The organism is Paenibacillus sp. WC2504 (assembly GCF_052682475.1).
On record NZ_JBQZFH010000001.1, the window covers coordinates 6,261,348 to 6,281,064 of the forward strand.

A 19,717-nucleotide genomic window follows, 5' to 3' on the forward strand; every position below is an offset into this window, starting at 1 on the left:
ATTTGCTGCACTTTTTTTCCACGTTCTTATAGCTGCGCCGATACAAGCCACAATACGTAGCACACTACGCCTCCAACCAGCGAGGAGAGTGCATTCACCCGGTCATTGGTCATGAAGCGGAAACCGCGTATTTGCTTCGCATTCTGACCACAGTGGACTTCTTTCTCGATTGTTTTTCCGCAAACCGTACACTGATACATCACCTGCCAGGTTGCTCCTAACCAAGAATCAGCTAACGAACCAAGCAAACCTGAAAGGGCACCGAATATAATTAAAACAGGAGTTGCGACTGTTTCGTAGTCCATATCGCCGATGGTGCTGAACCAACCGCTGAGACATCCAATGAAAGCTCCTCCCACCACAGAAGCCAGCACGCCAATCGTGCTAATACCGCCTGATGTTCCAGCTGGAACCCGCTTGCCATTAAGAATCGACCTCGGCTCAGACGAGCTCATTCCGCCAATTTCTGTTGCCCACGTGTCCGCTGTGACGGTTGCCATCACGCCAACGAACAACACCCACCAAACAGGATCAGGCCAAATCGCATTGCCTATACACAGGACTAGACCTAACCCGCCATTAGCCGCAACTTGTCCGGCGTCGCGCCTTCCGCCCTTGGCATAACCGCTTTCCGCAGCGGCTTTACGTTGATGCTTAAGCTTCGACAACACGCTCGAAGAAATAAAAAAGGCGATCAGCGTTCCAAACCAAGCTAAGCTGCCAAATACAAACATCAAGGTCCCAAGAATAATCGCAGAAATCAAACCCGATACAGAGAGGGATCCTCTCCAGTAGGCAGCGCCTGCAATAAGCAAACTGCCGGCTAAACCCCAAATCCATTCCATTTGAACACCTCAATTTCCACCTATAATTGTAGCATAGCACAGTTCCCAGAATCTTCCCAAGAGCATTCTGCTATTTTTCGACAAAATCAATCATTTCTCGTGAGATTCTAGCAGGAAGTTAACCTTTTTACGAGAATAATATGGTAAGATAATTTCCGAAAGATAGGAGGCTGCTATGGATAACGACCAGATTACAACTAGATCCCAGATAAAACATGACTTGGATCCGCAAGAAATGCTGCGCGTTATTTTTGATTATGCAGCCAAAATTGCCAATGAACGAGTACTCGAGAATGTCCTTATGTTGATGGCGGATATGGGCCGGGAAATGATTGTCTCTGATCGCTGTACGGTTTGGCTGTTGGATAAGAGCAAGAACGAGCTCTGGTCCAAAGTGGCTCATGGACTCGATGAGATTCGTATCCCAAGCACTGCAGGACTTGTCGGGTATGCGGTCACGCATGATAAAGCTGTATTTATTGATGACGCCTATACGAATGAACAATATAAAACCTACCTGCTTAATGGCGCACTGCATACGGATCAGCAAACAGGCTACCGTACAAAAGCCTTGATGGTTATTCCGTTCCGCGACAGCCAAGGCGAAATCATGGGCGCTTACCAGGCCATTAATAAACTAACGGAATGCCAGCAATTTTCGGATAAAGATATGGAGTATTTAACACTTGCCTCCTCTTATGCGGGCAAATCTCTAGAATCGGCGCTGCTCACCAATGAGATCGAAGCTACCCAGAAAGAAATTATTTTCCGCATGGGCGAAATTGGCGAGAGCCGGTCCAAAGAAACAGGGAATCACGTTAAGCGTGTAGCCGAGTATTCCTATATTCTTGCACGTGGATTAGGTATGAGTAAGGAAGAATCGGAACTCCTCAAAATCGCTTCACCGATGCATGATATCGGCAAGGTAGCGATTCCCGACAGTGTGCTCAATAAACCCGGCAAATTAACCGAGGAAGAGTTCAAATTAATGCAAAATCACACCGTGATCGGGTACAACCTGCTCAAAAACTCCAATCGTCATATTCTCAAAACGGCTGCGGTGGTCGCCTATGAGCATCACGAGAAATGGAATGGTCGCGGATATCCCAGAGGAATCAAAGGGGAAGACATTCACATCTACGGGCGTATTACTGCGATTGCTGACGTTTTCGATGCGCTTGGCAGTGAGCGTGTCTACAAAAAAGCGTGGGACTTGGATCGCATCTTACAGCTCTTCACCGAAGAGCGGGGCGAACATTTTGACCCTCAAGTCGTTGATGTGTTTTTTGAACAATTACCGGCAATCCTTCACGCGCGTGAACAATATGCCGATAGTGCGCTAGAGGATTCGGCGGATGTAAAATAAAAAGGGCAATTCTCTCAGGTCAGCTATGACCGTAAGATACTGCCCTTTTTGTTTTATACGCGGATAGTTACTGCTCCGAATACTTCTTCGCCCCATGCTAATTCCAAGAGATCGCCGTTATTTACAGGTCCAACGCCCTCAGGAGTTCCCGTGTAAATGATATCGCCTACGCCCAGCCCGTAATGCTTAGCGATGTAATCGATGATCGTTTGCAAATCGAAAATCATGTTGCTGATGTTGCCGTTTTGAACGACTTGTCCATTCTGGCGAAGCTGGAAGTTCTCTTCCGTTAGTTTGGAAGCCCCCGGGAACGGGCGGAATTCCGTCAGTGGCGCCGACTTCAGGAATCCTTTGGCTGGCAGCCAAGGTTGGCCTTTTTTCTTAATAACAGACTGTACATCTCTTAGTGTAAAATCGATGCCCAGTGCATACTTATCAACAATTTCATCAACCTGAATACCTTCGCGATAAGGCTTTGCGATATGCAGCACCAATTCAGCTTCATAGTGAATTTCACCTTGATCACCTGGAAGCTTCAGCTCCCCGCCACTCATATCCGCCAAGGCATGCGTTGGTTTCGTAAAAATCATCGGCTGATCCGGAACATCATTCCCCAGCTCGGCGGCGTGTGCCCGGTAATTGCGTCCTACACAATAAATATTGCGAACATCTGTCATGTCGTTTTCTCCTCACATTATTTCTTGCTAACATTACCTTCGGCATCTACTTTCGAACCAATCGAAATTTGGCTTAACCGCTGGAACAGCTTGGAGCCGTCTTCCGAACTCATGGGTGTAGGAAGTGCAAATTTGCTTAAAATAGGAACAAGATGAATATTGCACGATTTATCTTTCGAGCAGGACGCTTCCAAGATAACCGTTTCCCATGTCTTAGAAACATCATTCGTTGTAAATATAAAATTACCTAAACTATATGCGATCCATTTGCCTTTGTACTGCTCGAAACCTTGTAACACATGTGGATGGCCGCCAACGACCAAATCTGCGCCGGCATCAATATAACGGTGTGCCAAATCCGTCTGATACTTATCCGGATGGTCGCTTCGCTCAACGCCCCAATGTGCAACAACGACAACAAGATCGGCACTCTCTTTCGCTTTTTGAATAGCTTCGACAGGCGGCTTGTAATTGTAAGTTTCCGCCACCCCGATGCGTCCGGGACCTGCTTTCCAAGAAGCTTCAGGAACAACACGGCTAAAGCCGAAAAAGGCGATTTTCATGCCGTTTTTTTCCACTATGACCGGCTGATAGGCTTCATTCAAATCATTGCCCGCTCCCATGCGCTTAATACCCTCTTGGTCCAGCGCATTCATGGTGTCCTGTAAACCTTCAGGGCCATAATCCATGACATGGTTATTCGCTAAATTAACAAGATCGATGCCAGCATCCTTGAGCGGAGGTAAAGCCAAAGGTGATGAGCGGTAAACGTAATCCTTTTTCTGTTCGGTACCTTTAGTTGTTATAGGTGTTTCCAAATTCGCGATGGTGAAATCCGGTTTGGTCAAATAGTCTTTTACATTCGTATAAGGATAATCATAGCCTTTTTGTTTCAAAATATCTTCTACCTTAGAGGCTAGCAGCACATCGCCTACAAAAGTGAGATTCACTTGTCCGCTACTACTCGTTGGCTTGTCCGAAACTGCCGGTGACGACGACGGTACGATTGCGTTTGCTGTAGCTGCAGGACTGGGCTGGCTACTTGCTGCATTCGTCGGTTGAGGCGAATTTACGGACACCGATGGTGAAGATGCCTCTTGTTCTTCGGTAGTTTTGCTATTCGACGTCCAATAGGATGCACCAATTCCAATCGCGAAACAAGCGACGGCAGCCAAAGTGAGTCCTCCGATCATTTTCAGCGGAGTTTTCTTCTGAGGCGCGCGCACTACCTTCACTTTACGGTGACGCTCTACTCTGGATTCCATTCAAAACCTTCCCCTTTCCCCTCACAAATTATAGCAGAAGAATCTAGCATTGGGTAATAGTCAAGGACACTCATTTTCAGAATGGAATCCGTATGATATAACAGAATCAATGAGATTTACACTTGAGACCAGCACGGAAAGGAATTCATCGTTTTGGAAAAAATTGCGATTATTTCAGATATCCATGGAAATTTGCCTGCCCTTGAAGCCGTACTTGCTGATATCAAACTGCGCGGCATTGAGCGAATCTATTGCTTAGGCGACCTGGCAGGCAAAGGACCTGATTCGGCAGCCGTTGTTGACTCTATACAAAGGACCTGCGAGGTAGTCATACAGGGAAATTGGGACCTAGGCATCAATATGCCGCAAGACCAGCCGGCGGGCATTTGGCAGCAGCAGCAATTAGGGCCTAAAAGGCTTGCTTATCTGTCAGAACTGCCATTCTCCGTTGATTTCTACCTTAGCGGCAAACTGTTCCGTTTATTTCATGCTTCCTCACAAAGCGTTTACCATCGTGTTAAGCGTAAAGCTTCCAAAAAAGAGCGACTGGCACTGTTTCAAAATACAGAAATGACCGGTGCGGCCCCTAACGGAAAGCTGCCTGATATTGTTGGCTACGGGGATATTCACATCCCTTTTTTGATTACGATGAAAAACCCTTCAGAAAAGAGCACCGCAAAGCGTGCCGACAGCGGTCTAATGCTCTTTAACGTGGGCAGTGTAGGCATTCCCTATGACGGCATTCCACAAGCCTGCTACTGTATTCTGGAGGGCAATATGAATAGTCAGCAGCAAGCAGGATTCTCCCTTCAATATGTACGCGTACCGTATGATATCGATTATGCTATCCGTAGAGCTCACGCTGTGAATATGCCTGAGACTGAGCGCTATGCGTTTGAAGTTTCAACGGGGCTGGTACATAGATGAGGGAATGCACAAAAATTTTTTATGGAAATTAATTCCACTACATGATAATATAGGTGCATCATTGAAAGCGAGGATACCCTCCATGAAGCTGAATTGGCCCAAAATTGCTTTTATCGTTTTATGTGCGGAGATTTTGCTTATTTACTGGAATGGGATGAGCGCTACACCTTTCAAGAAGCAGCAAAATGTGCACCCTATATCCACGCTGCAACCCGCTCAGCCTGTTACCCAGGTAGAAGAAAAAGTACCTTGGCAAATAAACGAATTTAAATTTTTTCAAGTGCATCAGTTAACTTCTTAAGATAAACCTTCACATCTGCCCTATTCAATGGGGAAAGGGCTACCTGGAACGTCTTCTCAGACAATTCAGGTAGCCCTTGCTATGTACGCCTTATTTCACCCGAGCCAGCGCTAAACCGTCATAGGCTGGTAGGATTGTACTTTCCAAACGCGGGTCTTCCGCAATGAGCTTATTGAAGCTGCGCATCGCTTTCACGGAGGCTTTGGTTTGGCCTGCGTCAACCACTTTGCCTCTCATCAGCGTATTATCGCCTGCAATGATGGCCCCAGGATTCGCTAATTGAATGGCAAGCTCCAAATAGTTTGGATAGTTCACTTTGTCCGCATCGATAAAAAAGAAATCAAAGCGCTCCCCTTGCGCAAGCAGCTCGTTGAGATGCGTCAACGCTTCGCCTATACGATACTCGACAAACTGGCCAAGGCCTGCGTCGGCTACATTTTGTTTGGCTACATCGGCGAATTCCTGTTTCAACTCAAGCGAGATGAGTTTGCCGCCTTCTTGCAGCCCTCTAGCCAGGCAAATCCCGCTATAGCCGCCTAAAGCTCCTATTTCCAGCACCTTTTTTGCGCCAATCATCGTCACTAGCATCGTAAGTAGTCTGCCGTAGCCCGGGGCGATTGAGATTTCTGGCATATTATTGGTTCGTATGACTTCCTTCACCCGCTCAAGCACCGGATCATCCGCATATAAGCCTTCCATATAGCTTTCAGCTGTTAGGGTTTCCATGTCATTCCTCCTAAGAGTTTGCCGTTTCGTTTGTAAGTATATCTTATTTGTCCTATACTTGTTAATTGTATGAGTTTTATGAACGAAGCACAACCCGGATGGAAGGAATCTAAACATGCCACAATCAATCGAACTAATTGCAACTTGCCCAATGGGACTTGAAGCTATCGTTGCGCGCGAAGTCCGCGACCTCGGTTATACAGAGGTTACCGTTGAGAACGGCCGCGTACGCTTTATGGGAGACGAGCTGGCCATCTGCCGAGCCAATCTATGGTTACGGACAGCAGACCGGATTCTCGTGCTTATGGGCCAGTTTAAAGCTCTGACCTTTGATGAGCTTTTTGAAGGCACAAAAGCGCTCGCTTGGCCCGACTGGATTCCGAACGATGCCGAATTCCCTGTGCAAGGGCGTTCCCATAAGTCACAGCTTTCCAGCGTCCCTGCCTGCCAAGGCATCGTAAAAAAAGCCGTCGTTGAAAAGCTGAAACTTCAATACGGCACCGAATGGTTCCCCGAGAACGGGGCACGTTACGTGATTGAAGTGGCGCTCCTGAACGATATCGCGACACTCACGATCGACACCACAGGCCCAAGCTTGCATAAGCGCGGGTATCGCAAGCTCGTGACCGAAGCGCCGCTGAAGGAGACCATGGCCGCTGCCATGATCCTGCTCAGCCGCTGGAGCGTCGATCGGCCGCTCTACGACCCGTTCTGCGGGTCGGGAACCATCCCGATCGAGGCCGCTATGATCGGCTGGAATATCGCGCCAGGCCTGCGGCGCAGCTTCCCCAGCGAGGCGTGGGGCAATGTGCCGCGCAAGCTCTGGGACAAAGCGCGCGACGAAGCGTTCGACGCGGTTCGCGATAATGTGCCGCTGCACATCATCGGCAGCGATATTGATCCGTCTGCCATCGCAGTGGCAGAGGCCGCCGCGAAGTCGGCCGGGCTGACGAAACAGTTCCAGCTTCGCGTGGAACCGGTAGCCAAAGCCCGCCCGCGCGGCGACTATGGCTGTTTGATCACCAATCCGCCTTATGGAGAGCGGCTTGGTGAAGCCAAGGATGTCGAGGTCGCGCTGCGCGAACTCGGGGCACTTACAGCTCCAATGCCTTCATGGAGCATGTTTATTCTCAGCCCGAGCACACAGCTCGAGCATTATATGAACCGCCGCGCTGATAAGAAGCGCAAGTTGTTTAACGGACGGATTGAGTGTAACCTTTATCAATATCTTGGGCCTTTTCCACCGCGGAGATAGGACAAGTATTTTTACAAAAACAGCGGCAGCTAAGACTTATAAAAGTCTTAGCTGCCGCTGTTTTTCATTCTTATATATGATTCCTTGTAAATCTAATTCAATATCTCTGCGCGAATCTGATAATCATTCGAATAACTGAAACGATACGATTTATTTCCGCAAACAAAAGTATGAACACTCGAACGGTCGAAGTCCGTTAGATCTTCACTCTTCTGTAACTTACCACCTGCTTCTTGAACTAGATCGAAAATACCTCGAAGTGATGCTTTCATCCCATGCGACAAATCCTTAAACACTCTGCCATCAATATCATCTGCAGTCACTTTTTTAAAGTTGACCTGATTATATTTTTTTAGTATGTCAACAACTTGTTCCTTTTCAGATGTCGGGCATACCTTATCCTCATCACCATGAAATATATAGTATGTTGTATCCGACGTGATACGGTGTGCTTCTTCCAACAGACTGCGAATCGCGCGACAGCTATCCGAGAAGTAATTCGGATCGAGCTCATCTGAAAGCGTCCAAGGTTCATCGGCAATAGCTTGAATCGTTACTCCCTCATGCCGGTAAACCACTGGCCCCAACATGTAATCCTTCGTGCAGATGTCAATCACGCTCGCCCGCGAAAAACCCGAATTATCGATAATCGCCGAGAATGTGTGAGGGGCAAACTTTCCAAGTAATAAGGCGATATATCCCCCATATGACGATCCATAGGCGATAATACGGCGCCGATTGATCGTGTGTTTTTTCAAAATATCGCCGAGCACAGACAAATAGTCGAGTGCCGGAAGAAAGCCGAACGACTGATATTCCCCTTTTAAATGATACGACATGAGCGTGTACGGTGAGCTATGCCCGAACAAATGCTGAATGCCCCGCTGCTTCAGGTGAAACGCCAAAATCTCCAAGCAGCCGTCTTGCAGAGATCCGTCGTTTTTCAGGAAATCCGTCCATGGGATACCATATAACGAACTCAGCGTTGCAAAATACGCGTTATCAAATCTGACTGACTTAATCTCATTGTCTACTCCCCAGTAATGGACGCCGGCCACAATGCAGTTGCTCTTATTCGCCAGGTACGGCCGCAACTTATTGGCCTGATATTCAGATGATGGAGTATCGCCAAACGGCGTAATAAAGAGGATCAATCCGGTTTCTTCGTTAACCCCTGCTTCGGGGAACGTAAGCTGATATTCCACGAGTGAGCGCCTGTAGCCGAGCTCCACATCAGGATGAGGTCTTACATAAAACGTATTGCTTAACATTCGTTCCTCCATTGCTTCACGCATCTGAAATTATTAACAAACACTTATTAAACTAGGTATGAATTCAAATAACTACAACTTATGTATACTTCACGTTTTCATTCCAATCATCCAATCTCTTCCATCCCCTTCCAAGTCTAACACACCTTAGAATAGACTTAAACAGATTTCTACAAAAATCATCATTTTTCGTGTTTATTCTTACAAATTAGACGAAGAGGATAAGTAATAAACATCAATATATAACCTGTCATCCTGTATCAGTATCTTGGGCCTTTTCCTCCGCGTAGACAGGAACGTAGGCAGCACGAAAAAGAGGCAGCTGAGACTTTACGTCTTAGCTGCCTTTGTTTATAGATGGCTCTTATGTGTACTCCATAAACCCGTGTTAAAGTCAAAGTTCGAGCTGTCCCGCCAGCACTTACGCTAACGGACACAGGAGCCTTTATTCGGCGTGAAATCGCCGATTTAGATTTCTAACGGACCCCAGCGCTGCTATTTGCCTATTTTGCAGGCAATTTGGCCGCATGATGGGCAAATAAGAGCGCTGATGTCCGTTAGGCGCGAAATCATAGGAATATCAGCGCAATAACGGCGCTGGTGTCCGTTAGCTCAGTTTACATGGAGTAGTAACGCAACGCACGAAATGAACAGAGGGAGTTGAGACCTTTAGATCTCAACTCCCTCAGTCATTTTATAAATAATGCATGGTTACTTCGCTTCTGACAAACAATCTGGCATTGACCCCTGTTTGCCCAATACCTTTAGATATGTAGTAAGCCCCATATTGATGTTTATGTAATCCCTTGTAAATCCCCATTCTAGGCAGCTTACCTGCGTTTTTGATATGAAAGAAAAATGGAATATTAAATTGTTTACCATGGAGATGTCCAGCCATTAAATAATCATAGCTTTTTTTTAAATGGAGGACTACATTAGGATCGTGGGTAATAATGAGTTTCGCTCTGCGATCATCGACAGTTCGAAGAGCAGCCTCAATGTCACTTTTACCAGAATCGAAATCATCAATACCAATTAGTTCAAATCGTTCTAGATGAATCGACTCATTCCTTAACAAATGAAGCCCGTACTTTCTTAAAAGCTTGATAAGATCTTTGACATTTTTCTGTTGATAATCATGGTTTCCAAGAACGCAATAAATGGGCACGTTACAAATCGCCATTGCTCTTAGGTACTCTTCTAGTCTAGGAAGCATTTTTCGGTATTTGGTAAAATCACCCGTAATAAATATATAATCCGGTTTTTCATCATTAATGATAGCGGCTATTCTGGAGGGACTAATTCTTAATCTTTCAACATGCATGTCACTTATTTGCAGGATTCTCAAATTTAGATTAAGAGGATAACTTATCCGCTCAATTTTTAGCCATTGCGTAGATGAAATAGCAAATAAATAGAACTAAAACTAGGTAGAGGCAGTACATTAAATATCCTTCCAAGCGCATCCTCCTCACCAAAATTGGGACCTCATACAACAGGGATCGTTAAGTTTTATATGCTAAATTTTATTATAAAGTTATTACATTAATGCCACATGAGTATAAGAGTTCAATTTTGTTGTCTGATTTTACTACCTTCATCTACTTTCGATCTCTTCTATTAGACGAACTAACCATACAGTTCGTTTATCCCCCTCAGTTTTTCATGTCCAAGGCTGTTAATGGAAAGAGGAAAATGTAACAATATGTTGAATATACATTATTCATAAAGTGGAATCTCCGCTTTTAAATCATTGAAAACGAGGAAGATAACCGTGTTTCATCAAAAAATCGCAAAGCTTCTAACACTAAGCATCAGCTGTATTTTTCTATCTATTCAACCTGCTTTTGCACAAGACTCATCAGCTACTAAGTATCAGCATGAGCTAAAGCTTAAACTGAATGAGCAAATTGTTACCGTTAATGGTCAAACTCAAACACTGCCAGTCCCGCCTATTTTAATGAACAGCGTGACCATGGTGCCGCTTCGTTTTATTGCTGAGACTCTGGGAGTTACTGTCCAATGGGATGACGCTGCACGGATCATTACACTGACTACAGCCAAAACCAAGATATCTCTCGCAATCGACAGTAAAGATGCCGTGATTAACGGTGCTTCTACTTCATTGGAGCAGCCTGCTACAATACTCAATGATACGACTATGGTCCCTCTCCGCTTTATTGCTGAAAATATGGATCAGACTGTTTCGTTCGATGGTACAACGCAAATGATTACAATCACTAATAATCTCATTCAACCTGCACCTGTAAATGAAAAACGAGACAAGCCAACTGTAGATAATTTATCGATAGAACGACCAATTACAGAAAGAAGTAATGTAAAAATATACGATATTATTTCAGACTCGAGCAGCAATGTATATATGATAGATTATGACGTCAAAAGCCAATCCTACCCTTACGGGATTTTATCCTATAATCAAAATAATGACGATGGAAAAAATATACAGCACACAACCTTTATAGATAGTAAATTTGACGTGCAGTATAAAGATTCAAAAGGTGCTGTGCAACGTGTATCATATCAAAATATCACACCTAAAAAACTGTATTACGATAGTTTAACTGACAAATTGTATTTGATGGCACATGCTGCGAGACCCTTTGTCGAAGAAGCTGTGATTATTTATGAGATACTCCCAGAAGTTAAAATGGTAACTTTTAATTTAGAAAGTTCCATGAATGAAGAAAACAATTTTATCTCGTTTTTAGATCAAGATCACTTTTACTACAGCAATGTATTTTTGGGGAAAGTATTCGACTTTCAGGTACCGAACGAGAGTAAAGTAATTGGACTCCTACCTGATAAGAAGGCAAGTTACGTTTCTTTAAACACAGACGGGAAAATGTATCTCCTTGATAAAACGAATAAAAAAATCAGCAAGGTTAACTTGGACGGCACTATTACTGAGGTAGCGAGTGTTAATTTGGATCAAATAACAGGAGCCTCATCGAGGAATGGATATTTCTACATTTCAGATACTACTAAGGTTTATCAAGTTGATGTTGCTGGTAAAATGGATGAGTACACTAATGTTGCTCTTTTGACCTATAACAAGGGTTTATATGATCCGAAAACACAAACCTATGAGCAGCCCGCCGAAAATGATAAAATCATTGATGGTAAATCCATTACCGATCAAGTTAATGGTCCTGGCGCTTTAAGCTTCAAGGGCAGTTTCCTTTTTACTATCGATCATCGTGGTAACATCGTGATTTATGACAGCCTAAACGGAATTATACGACGCATCAACGTTTACTAGTTTTATACCACCAATAGCCAACAAAAAAAATCCCCCAACCGCTAATCCGACCCTGTTCAGTCGAGCGTTTGAGGGATTTATTTTTTCATCGATAGCCATATGATTATGGCCCAAAGCGGAATAGACAGCAGAATACTCCATAGGCATCCTATTGCAAATCCTAATTTTGTTTTTTGCTCATTTTTTGATAAATCATCGTTCGGCATGTTCCACCAACTCTAACGGGAGTCCATCTGGGTCTGCAAAAAACGTATACCGATCACCTGTTATGGGATCAATTCGTACCGGTTCAACCGCAATTCCCTTGCTCTCTAGTTCCTTGACGCTTTCGTCCATATTTCCAACTACAAATGCCAAGTGTCGAAGTCCTCGCGCTTCCGGTCTATCCACTCTTAAGGGTGGATTAGGGAACGAAAACAACTCAATCTGCTGCTCTGTTTCTCCTATGCGCAAATCCAGCTTGTAGGAATCACGTTCTGCCCGGTACAACTCATTTACGATCGTCATTCCTAGTAAATCAACATAGAAATGCTTCGACTTTTCGTAATTCGAGCTAATAATGGCCACATGATGAATGCGATCGATTTTCACTAACATGCCTCCCGACTCCATAAATAAACCGCATTCCGGGAATTACCCATCCTGCGGCTCGATTCTTATTTTATCCGTCTGCTCTCATCGTTTCAACAATTTTCTTCAAAATATTCTCTGCTTGCGCATATTCTACCTGACACGTACCTGCTGCGTGGTGACCGCCTCCACCATTTTGGAGCATCAAAGTCCCGATGTTCGTTTGAGAGGTGCGGTTCACAATGCTGTGTCCACAAGCAAATACACAATTTTGTTTGTTACGTCCGTCCACGATCCAAATGGATACATTCTGCTCTGGATAAAGCGCGTAAACCATGAAACGGTTACCAGGATAGATGGTTTCCACATCACGAAGATCCGTAATGATCACATTTCCTTCTGTATATGTATGCTTTGCAAGCATTTCACGGTATAGAGCATCCAATTCATAATACCGTTCAACCCGCTCCTTAACGTCCGGAAGCTCCATAATTTGATCGACCGTCATCACTGCACAGTGATCCACAAGCTCTTCCATTAGTTGATAATTGCTAATTCGATAGTCCCGGTAGCGTCCTAAACCCGTACGGGCATCCATGATGAACGATAATAAATCCCAACCCGTTGGATTCAAAATATCTTCTTTACTGAATTGTGCAGCATCCGCTTTATCTACGCCTTGCATAATATCATCAATATCACCAAAGGTTTCTTGCCCACCATAATAATCATATACGACGCGTGCTGCGCTTGGTGCAATACGGGTTTCCCCTTTGAAAGCTACTTTCTCACCCATCCGCTCAAGTTCACTGGAATGATGGTCAAACCATAATCCGCAACCTGCAACATAAGGCACATTCGCCAAAATATCGTTCTCGGTAACCTCGATCAGACCATCCTGCATATCTTTGGGATGAACGAATTTCATTTCATCGACCATGTTTAGCTTTTTGAAAAGCATTGCGCATACTAAACCGTCAAAATCCGAACGCGTAATTAATCGCATAGCGCAAATCCCCCTACGAAGTTAGTACTTAAGAACTATGTATGAATATGTGTATCATTATATCAGTACCTGTCGATTTGTGACAATCATTTTGTCATTAGAGCTTTTGGGATAAAAAAAAACAGTTCGCCTATATGGGCTGAACCGTTCTTAATTTGGAAGTTAAAATTTGGTAGAGTCTAGTCATAAATGCTTCAATTTGCGGCATCGGAGGCATTTTCACAGAAAGCTTAACTTCACCTTTCCAATAGAAAATCAAAATGCTGTTGCTTCTCCCCTGAAACATTTCAACATCCCAGCAAGATTCATTAAGCGCGTACTCTTCTAAATTAATCAATAGCTTTGGTCCATCCGAGGATGGCACCAAACGGGCAACATGATTGCCGCAAAGTGATGTTACTTTTTGCTCTTCATGTAAATCAGACTGCATGCTGCTTGGTCCTCCTTTTATCCATAGTTTATGAAAGTTATGACAGAGAAAAACCCCACCATAGTGTACCGATCGGAGGGGATCTAAGTTGAATACCCAATCGTTCGGCAGCTGGCTGGCAACGAGTCCGATTCATGAACAAGGTAGCCCCTGTAGCTTTGCGTCACTGACTTTCGTCAGTTTTGCCATTGTCGAGATGTGTTGTGAAGTCTTTTACAAGAAATAACTACACTCTCAAGAATAAGGGAAGTTCTTTTGAAATCGTATAGTTCGCAAGAACTAATTTTGCATTATTTATCAAAAAACTTCTTTTTTCGACCTATTTTTGGGCAGTGCTTGTAGATTATTGGCACCTTTCCAATAAAAGAGAGATCCCGCAAGGGTTACAAAGGCGATGACCAGATAAAGTGCAGTGCCCCCATACGCTACGAGCAGAAAGCCGCCAACCCAAGGTCCCATAAAATGACCTACGTTGGTTAACGTTTGTGCACCAAAATAAGTACCGCGCATATGTTCCGGTGCCAGCTTATCAATCAGCATGTTGGCCGCGGGGTAATTCAATATTTCTCCTAGTGTAAAAATCGCCATGGAAATAATCATGGGTACTAACGAATGCGAGAATGCAAAACCGATATCGCCTAACGCAAACATCAAATTTCCTAAAATAATCGCTACAAGTGGCGAGTACTTATCAGAAATCCGTGTAAGCGGTATTTGCATCGCAATTACCACAATGGCATTGACACTCATGAGGACAGCAAACAGTTTAACACCTTCAGTGAAGTTCTGCTCCAAATATTGCGATAGTGTCACCATGACTTGCGAGTAGCCAATAGCCCCTATAATTCCGCCAAGAATAAAATAGCGAAACGTGACATCACGTTGAATAACCCGCAATGCAGAGACAAACGTAACAGGTTGTTTCTTCTCCCCTTCTATTTGCTTAATACCAAAAACGATAAGGAGAACGTAGAGGGTAACCGCATAGATAAAATATACGATTCCAGTGAGTAGAAACGGCAGTGCTCCGTCCATTGTTGCAAAAAAAGCACCCAATAAAGGTCCTATAGCAACACCAACATTGATGGCCATGTATCTCATTGAAAACACACTGAGTCGCTTGGCCGGCTCGGTCAAATCCGCCATCAAGGCTTGCGAGACCGGTTCGTAGAAGGAGCGGCACAAGCCGTTCAGCATGTTCAGCATCATGAACAAAACCGGTAGTTTCACGATACTAAAACCTACAAACACAACCGCCCATCCAAAAAGTGCAGCGAGCATGATAATGCGTCGGCCGAATCGGTCCGATAAATTACCGCCGATAAAACCTCCGACTGTTCCTGCCAAGGCTCCCATTCCAATTACGACCCCAATCATTACTGCGCTCATCGACGTATGTTTAGCTAAGTAAATCGCCAGAAAAGGCAGACTCATGGAAGACGCCGCTCTGGCCATGACCGTTCCCAAAATTAACGTATGTACAATCGGATGATACGAACCAAGAAAACCACGTAATCGATTCATCTGTCAGAACTCCTCTCGCTGATAATTTACCAAAGGTTAAGAAATGAGATCAAGAACTCATTATACACGAAAAACGGTAGTTCGTGTCCTTAATTATATGTTTTTGTCGAATAAAAAAAGGACTCCCCAAAGCCGCATGGGAAGCCCGTTTTAATCATGTTTTGTGGCCTAGAATTAAGCACTTCTATATCGAAAGTGCCCTTAGAACGTTCACGCATCACTGATCACTGGCAGGAATCGAAAGCCATGGGCGTTCTCGCTGCCATTTCACTTCAACCTCCGTCTCAAAGAAAGAGGACAAACCTTCACTTGTCAATACATGGCGCGACAGCCCTTTTGCGAATACCTCACCACGACGAATCAATAAGGTTTGATTAAAAACAGGTAGAATTTCTTCAATATGGTGAGTTACGAATATTAAGGTGGGAGCATCCGGTTCCTTGGCTAGTTCTTGGATGCTGGACAGCAATGCTTCCCGAGAAAGGAAGTCTAATCCGTTCGTTGCTTCATCCAGAATCAGCAGCTTAGGGGAGGCCATCAACGCGCGTGCAATTAATAGTTTTTGCTTTTCACCCTGAGAGCACGATTGATAAGTCCGGTCGTATAAATGCATACAATTCAGCCGCTGCATATGTTCTTTGGCCTGCTCGAAATCTTCCGCACTCGGTTTCTCATACAGCCCGATTGAAGCATGTTTACCGCTTATTACGACATGCTGCGTTTTATCGGAGGCATACAACTTCTCCTGGAGGGAGGAACTTACCCAGCCAATCATTTTACGCAAATCTCTTAAATCTACCGTTCCAAACGGATGGCCAAGTACAGCCATTTGCCCTTGGCTCGGCCAGATATAACCATTGATCATATTCAATATGGTCGTTTTGCCTGAACCGTTCAAGCCCAGTACGGCCCAGTGATCATTTTTGGACACCTGCCAATCCACTTGGTTCAGAATCGTTTTATTCTCTCTATACCAGGAGACGTTATTCATTTCAATAATTGATGGCATTCGGTTTCACCCCGTGATTAATTAAGCTTTCACTACATTTTGCGGTAGTTCAATTTGTGTCATATTCAATTTTTTATCCGAAGGCAGGAACGCAGCCAATAACCCGATTAGCGGCAAGAACGCGCAGAGTTTAATAACAAACGAGATGCTGGTTGCATCCGCAAGTGTACCCAGCACGGCTGAACCAATTCCGCCAAGTCCGAAAGCCAAACCAAAGAATAAGCCGGATACCGTCCCGACTTTGCCGGGCAGTAGTTCCTGCGCATAAACGACAATGACGGAGAAGCCGGATAGCAAAATGAATCCAATGCATGCACACAACACGCCCGCCCAAAATAAATTGGCATATGGTAAAAGCAGTGAAAACGGAGCCGTTCCCAGAATGGAAAACCAGATCATGTTCCGTCTTCCGAAACGATCCGCCAGCGGACCGCCCATGAACGTACCGACTGCTCCAGCAGCAAGCAAAGTGAATATGAATAGCTGCGCTTTTTCAACGGAAAGTTGATTGTGTTCAATTAAGTAAAAAGCGTAAAAACCCGTCATGCTTGCCACATAAACAAACTTGGAAAACAAGAGCATGATCAAAATCGAAATGGCATAGGTAACTGTCTTACGCGGAAGTGGCTGTTTGCTGACAGAAGCTTTACTTGAAGCTGCTGAGCGGCTGCTGCCCGCTTTACGATACCATTTGGCCACGAAAAACTGAACGACAATCGCTGCAGCAGCGACAAACGAAAACCAAATAATGCCGAACTGACCGAATGGAACGAAAATCAGTGCTGTAAAAATGGGAGCAAGTGCCTGCCCGATATTACCGCCTGTTTGGAAAATGGACTGCGCCAAGCCTCTTCGAGGTCCGGCAGCCAAGTAGGCAACGCGCGATGCTTCGGGATGAAGCACGGAAGAACCGAGACCTACAAGTACAACAGCTCCAAGCACCTGAACAAATGAAGAGGCTACAGCAAGCAAAATCACACCTAATAACGAGAAAAATACGCCTGCGGGCAACAAAAACGGCTTTGGCTTTTTATCTGTATAAAGACCAATCAAAGGCTGAAATAAGGAGGCTGTTACGTTTAGCGTAAAAGCAATCCATCCGATTTGAGTAAAACTCAACTGCAGCGAATTATGAAGAATCGGGAAAACGGCAGGTATAACGGATTGAATGGCGTCGTTCAATAAATGGACTAAGGAAATCGAGAACAAAATCGCATAAACCGTATGATTGCGTACTGAACTTGAATCTGACACTGTTACTACCCCTTTCATCATATCATCTGATGTTTAAAGACATAGGAGAGTCAAGCTACTCCTGGTTTACAAACTGTTTAAGCTGTGTGACCGTTTCATCCAGATTTTTCATGGTCCAATACTCCGCTTCCGCGACGTCCTTGTCTTTGATAGCTTTGTACATATTCTCGTGAAACAGATGATGCGGATCTTGCAATGTCACGATCAATTTTTGCGATGCCTCGAAAAGCGCCGATGTGAAAGATCGATACAGGTCGATGACAACACTATTTTTGCTGGCAACAGCGATCGCTAGATGAAATTTCACATCTTCACGCAAATACGTGTCTGTGTCGCCTTTCTCCAATGCTTCATAACGTTGATCCAACGCACTCCGCATTTGCTCGAGGTCGTTCTCGTCGCGGCGCTCAGCAGCCAATCTGGAGATTTCTAACTCAAGCATCCTTCTGACCTCGTAAACTTCCAGAATCTGGGCTCTACGGAGCCTGTGATCAAGCGGTTCCTGCATGGCCGACTGCGCCTTCAGAAAAGTACCGAAGCCCTGTTTCTTCTCAAGCAGGCCAGCGTGCACAAGGACACGGACCGCTTCGCGGATCGTTGAACGTCCCACGGCGAACTGCTGCATCAATTCCGGTTCCGTAGGAATCTTATCCCCAGGTTTTATTTCTCCTTCTGAAATCTTCTTTTGCAGTTGATTCACTACATCGTCTACCAACTTTGGACGGTTCAGCGGTTGGAAAGACATTTTAGAATTCATCTGATCATCTCCTGTTTGAACATGAGTATAGCATAGGGCATCTGAATTTTTCCAGACTAAATTTTAGCATGCCCTTGCATACGAAAAACACTTCCCAGAATTTTTCGAGGAAAGTGTTTTAAACCTTTAACTCGAACCGCAGCTGGAACTTGAACAGGAGGAGCTTGAGGAGTCAGATGAACAAGATGAGCTGGACGAGCAGGAACTGCCTCCCCCTTGATCTCCAGAGTTATCGCAGCTTCCCACAGAACTTCCGCAGCCCGAAGAAGAGCAGCTGCTATGCTTATCGCGCGGATCTTCAGAGGAATTCTCCGGGAAATTCGTATTCATATCATGGGCATAGCTTTGTGGACTTTGGATGGAGAAGAACATCATAGCGCCTGCCAGATAGAGCATGGAGTTCGGGTTAGCTGTGGAATAATCCCAGCCCGTATCCTCGAGACGGCGGCTTTCTGCAGCCTTATTAGCTTCCAGAATGGCTTGCTCAACCAATAGGCGAATCGTTTGTGCAACCTCGGGATATCGGCCTGCCTGCTCCAGATTGAACAAGCTTCGGGTAATCGCATCCACATTGCCTTCACGAAGCAGTTCTGTACGGTCAGGATCCAAGGCATTGCGGAAAAATCCGTTCCAGCAGCGCTTGCTGCTCGGCGCAAATTCGAACAAGTGAGCATACACCCAATCAAACCAAGCACGTTCTCCAGGCATCAACTTCGGTTCACGTTCGGGGGAGTGATGAATAACACCACCTGCAAACTGTTCTCCAAAACGCTGATATTCCCTTGTAAACATTAGCATTTCGTGCCATAGGTCATCGATTTCGCTGCTAAACATCGGAGTCGATTTCAAAATGAGACCCATGACAAAATAACGCTTTAATTCAAACCATTTGCAAGCATATTCGTCTTCTGTCATACGTGGATGCTCGGCTTTCACCCGATATTGAATTCTTTCCGCATAATCAGCAGGAATTGAACTGTTTAACTTCGTAACAATACGATCTAACGGAATACCTTCAAGCAGCCCCAGACCATTAGGCAGTTCAGACGCTCGATAGACGGGCTTAGCTTTACCAAGTCGACTGCGCTTTGGCGGTTTAGATGATTTTCCAAATAAAAAACGAAACATAGGCATCCCTCCTTTTCCCAATATACCATTTGCTTCCTGATCCATGTCAATGCCGTAATATCGAGGCTAGTTAACCCGCTTAGATGACATGCAAATTTTGTAAATGATATAATAACTAGAAGG

General features: G+C 44.8%; 19 protein-coding genes and 1 riboswitch. Of the genes, 5 read left to right on the plus strand and 14 right to left on the minus strand.

Annotated features, from left to right (window positions below; translation table 11 throughout):
• Window positions 1-26: 26 nt before the first annotated feature.
• Window positions 27-845 (minus strand): DUF92 domain-containing protein, encoded by an 819-nt coding sequence (locus tag ACUN27_RS28225; protein ID WP_326061047.1) that lies wholly within the window; start codon window positions 843-845, stop codon window positions 27-29.
• 175 nt (window positions 846-1,020) lie between these two features.
• Here ACUN27_RS28225 and ACUN27_RS28230 point away from each other — a divergent pair, with 175 nt between their 5' ends.
• Entirely contained in the window at window positions 1,021-2,211 is a 1,191-nt protein-coding gene (locus ACUN27_RS28230; protein WP_445559974.1) for an HD domain-containing phosphohydrolase, read from the plus strand.
• Window positions 2,212-2,264: 53 nt separating this feature from the next.
• Here ACUN27_RS28230 and ACUN27_RS28235 read toward each other — a convergent pair whose 3' ends face one another.
• Window positions 2,265-2,888 carry a fumarylacetoacetate hydrolase family protein gene (locus ACUN27_RS28235; RefSeq protein WP_379171615.1) on the minus strand — a complete coding sequence of 208 codons (624 nt, stop codon included), beginning with the start codon at window positions 2,886-2,888 and terminating at the stop codon, window positions 2,265-2,267.
• A 17-nt stretch (window positions 2,889-2,905) separates the two neighbouring features.
• Window positions 2,906-4,153, minus strand: a complete 1,248-nt coding sequence (locus tag ACUN27_RS28240; protein WP_445559975.1) for a CapA family protein — start codon at window positions 4,151-4,153, stop codon at window positions 2,906-2,908.
• 153 nt (window positions 4,154-4,306) lie between these two features.
• Between ACUN27_RS28240 and ACUN27_RS28245 the strand changes: the two genes are divergently transcribed.
• The gene (locus ACUN27_RS28245) at window positions 4,307-5,080 is read left to right on the plus strand and encodes a metallophosphoesterase family protein (RefSeq protein WP_445559976.1); all 774 of its coding nucleotides are present in this window, start codon (window positions 4,307-4,309) and stop codon (window positions 5,078-5,080) included.
• An 82-nt stretch (window positions 5,081-5,162) separates the two neighbouring features.
• Entirely contained in the window at window positions 5,163-5,381 is a 219-nt protein-coding gene (locus tag ACUN27_RS28250; RefSeq protein WP_315954203.1) for a hypothetical protein, read from the plus strand.
• 90 nt (window positions 5,382-5,471) lie between these two features.
• Here ACUN27_RS28250 and ACUN27_RS28255 read toward each other — a convergent pair whose 3' ends face one another.
• The gene (locus ACUN27_RS28255) at window positions 5,472-6,107 is read right to left on the minus strand and encodes an O-methyltransferase (RefSeq protein ID WP_445559977.1); all 636 of its coding nucleotides are present in this window, start codon (window positions 6,105-6,107) and stop codon (window positions 5,472-5,474) included.
• Between the two features lie 115 nt (window positions 6,108-6,222).
• Between ACUN27_RS28255 and ACUN27_RS28260 the strand changes: the two genes are divergently transcribed.
• On the plus strand, window positions 6,223-7,362 hold the full coding sequence (locus ACUN27_RS28260; RefSeq protein WP_127454649.1) for a THUMP domain-containing class I SAM-dependent RNA methyltransferase: 1,140 nt from the start codon (window positions 6,223-6,225) through the stop codon (window positions 7,360-7,362).
• Window positions 7,363-7,454: 92 nt separating this feature from the next.
• Here the strand turns inward: ACUN27_RS28260 and ACUN27_RS28265 are convergent, their stop codons facing one another.
• On the minus strand, window positions 7,455-8,633 hold the full coding sequence (locus ACUN27_RS28265; protein WP_326061040.1) for a DUF2920 family protein: 1,179 nt from the start codon (window positions 8,631-8,633) through the stop codon (window positions 7,455-7,457).
• 694 nt (window positions 8,634-9,327) lie between these two features.
• A complete protein-coding gene (locus ACUN27_RS28270) occupies window positions 9,328-10,038 on the minus strand; it encodes a metallophosphoesterase (protein ID WP_445560671.1) in 711 nt (236 codons plus the stop codon).
• A gap of 369 nt (window positions 10,039-10,407) precedes the next feature.
• Between ACUN27_RS28270 and ACUN27_RS28275 the strand changes: the two genes are divergently transcribed.
• Window positions 10,408-11,916 (plus strand): stalk domain-containing protein, encoded by a 1,509-nt coding sequence (locus ACUN27_RS28275; protein ID WP_445559978.1) that lies wholly within the window; start codon window positions 10,408-10,410, stop codon window positions 11,914-11,916.
• A gap of 192 nt (window positions 11,917-12,108) precedes the next feature.
• On the opposite strand, the gene gloA2 is transcribed toward ACUN27_RS28275, so the two are convergent.
• The 8 genes from gloA2 to ACUN27_RS28315 all read right to left on the minus strand — a co-directional run bounded on the left by gloA2 (window position 12,109) and on the right by ACUN27_RS28315 (window position 19,594).
• A complete protein-coding gene (gene gloA2 / locus ACUN27_RS28280; RefSeq protein ID WP_315954209.1) occupies window positions 12,109-12,507 on the minus strand; it encodes an SMU1112c/YaeR family gloxylase I-like metalloprotein in 399 nt (132 codons plus the stop codon).
• A 70-nt stretch (window positions 12,508-12,577) separates the two neighbouring features.
• Window positions 12,578-13,492, minus strand: coding sequence for an exopolyphosphatase (locus ACUN27_RS28285; RefSeq protein WP_445559979.1), 915 nt, complete (start codon window positions 13,490-13,492; stop codon window positions 12,578-12,580).
• Window positions 13,493-13,622: 130 nt separating this feature from the next.
• Window positions 13,623-13,922 carry a hypothetical protein gene (locus tag ACUN27_RS28290; RefSeq protein ID WP_315954211.1) on the minus strand — a complete coding sequence of 100 codons (300 nt, stop codon included), beginning with the start codon at window positions 13,920-13,922 and terminating at the stop codon, window positions 13,623-13,625.
• Window positions 13,923-14,025: 103 nt separating this feature from the next.
• A riboswitch (cyclic di-GMP riboswitch) is annotated at window positions 14,026-14,119 on the minus strand.
• Window positions 14,120-14,219: 100 nt separating this feature from the next.
• Complete coding sequence (locus ACUN27_RS28295) at window positions 14,220-15,446, minus strand: MDR family MFS transporter (protein WP_445559980.1); 1,227 nt, start codon at window positions 15,444-15,446, stop codon at window positions 14,220-14,222.
• Between the two features lie 217 nt (window positions 15,447-15,663).
• Window positions 15,664-16,455: an ABC transporter ATP-binding protein gene (locus ACUN27_RS28300; protein WP_315954213.1), complete on the minus strand. Its 792-nt coding sequence runs from the start codon at window positions 16,453-16,455 to the stop codon at window positions 15,664-15,666.
• Window positions 16,456-16,476: 21 nt separating this feature from the next.
• A complete protein-coding gene (locus ACUN27_RS28305; protein ID WP_418936905.1) occupies window positions 16,477-17,727 on the minus strand; it encodes an MFS transporter in 1,251 nt (416 codons plus the stop codon).
• A 37-nt stretch (window positions 17,728-17,764) separates the two neighbouring features.
• Window positions 17,765-18,466, minus strand: coding sequence for a FadR/GntR family transcriptional regulator (locus ACUN27_RS28310; protein ID WP_326061036.1), 702 nt, complete (start codon window positions 18,464-18,466; stop codon window positions 17,765-17,767).
• Window positions 18,467-18,592: 126 nt separating this feature from the next.
• On the minus strand, window positions 18,593-19,594 hold the full coding sequence (locus ACUN27_RS28315; RefSeq protein ID WP_315954216.1) for a hypothetical protein: 1,002 nt from the start codon (window positions 19,592-19,594) through the stop codon (window positions 18,593-18,595).
• Window positions 19,595-19,717 lie beyond the last annotated feature (123 nt).

Coding starts and splice junctions, on each gene's coding strand:
- ACUN27_RS28310 (WP_326061036.1), bottom strand. CDS start 18,466: ATGAATTCTAAAATGTCTTTCCAACCGCTGAACCGTCCAAAGTTGGTA.
- ACUN27_RS28230 (WP_445559974.1), top strand. CDS start 1,021: ATGGATAACGACCAGATTACAACTAGATCCCAGATAAAACATGACTTG.
- ACUN27_RS28250 (WP_315954203.1), top strand. CDS start 5,163: ATGAAGCTGAATTGGCCCAAAATTGCTTTTATCGTTTTATGTGCGGAG.
- ACUN27_RS28260 (WP_127454649.1), top strand. CDS start 6,223: ATGCCACAATCAATCGAACTAATTGCAACTTGCCCAATGGGACTTGAA.
- ACUN27_RS28305 (WP_418936905.1), bottom strand. CDS start 17,727: ATGAAAGGGGTAGTAACAGTGTCAGATTCAAGTTCAGTACGCAATCAT.
- ACUN27_RS28235 (WP_379171615.1), bottom strand. CDS start 2,888: ATGACAGATGTTCGCAATATTTATTGTGTAGGACGCAATTACCGGGCA.
- ACUN27_RS28255 (WP_445559977.1), bottom strand. CDS start 6,107: ATGGAAACCCTAACAGCTGAAAGCTATATGGAAGGCTTATATGCGGAT.
- ACUN27_RS28225 (WP_326061047.1), bottom strand. CDS start 845: ATGGAATGGATTTGGGGTTTAGCCGGCAGTTTGCTTATTGCAGGCGCT.
- ACUN27_RS28300 (WP_315954213.1), bottom strand. CDS start 16,455: ATGCCATCAATTATTGAAATGAATAACGTCTCCTGGTATAGAGAGAAT.
- ACUN27_RS28295 (WP_445559980.1), bottom strand. CDS start 15,446: ATGAATCGATTACGTGGTTTTCTTGGTTCGTATCATCCGATTGTACAT.
- ACUN27_RS28315 (WP_315954216.1), bottom strand. CDS start 19,594: ATGTTTCGTTTTTTATTTGGAAAATCATCTAAACCGCCAAAGCGCAGT.
- ACUN27_RS28290 (WP_315954211.1), bottom strand. CDS start 13,922: ATGCAGTCTGATTTACATGAAGAGCAAAAAGTAACATCACTTTGCGGC.
- ACUN27_RS28285 (WP_445559979.1), bottom strand. CDS start 13,492: ATGCGATTAATTACGCGTTCGGATTTTGACGGTTTAGTATGCGCAATG.
- ACUN27_RS28240 (WP_445559975.1), bottom strand. CDS start 4,153: ATGGAATCCAGAGTAGAGCGTCACCGTAAAGTGAAGGTAGTGCGCGCG.
- ACUN27_RS28265 (WP_326061040.1), bottom strand. CDS start 8,633: ATGTTAAGCAATACGTTTTATGTAAGACCTCATCCTGATGTGGAGCTC.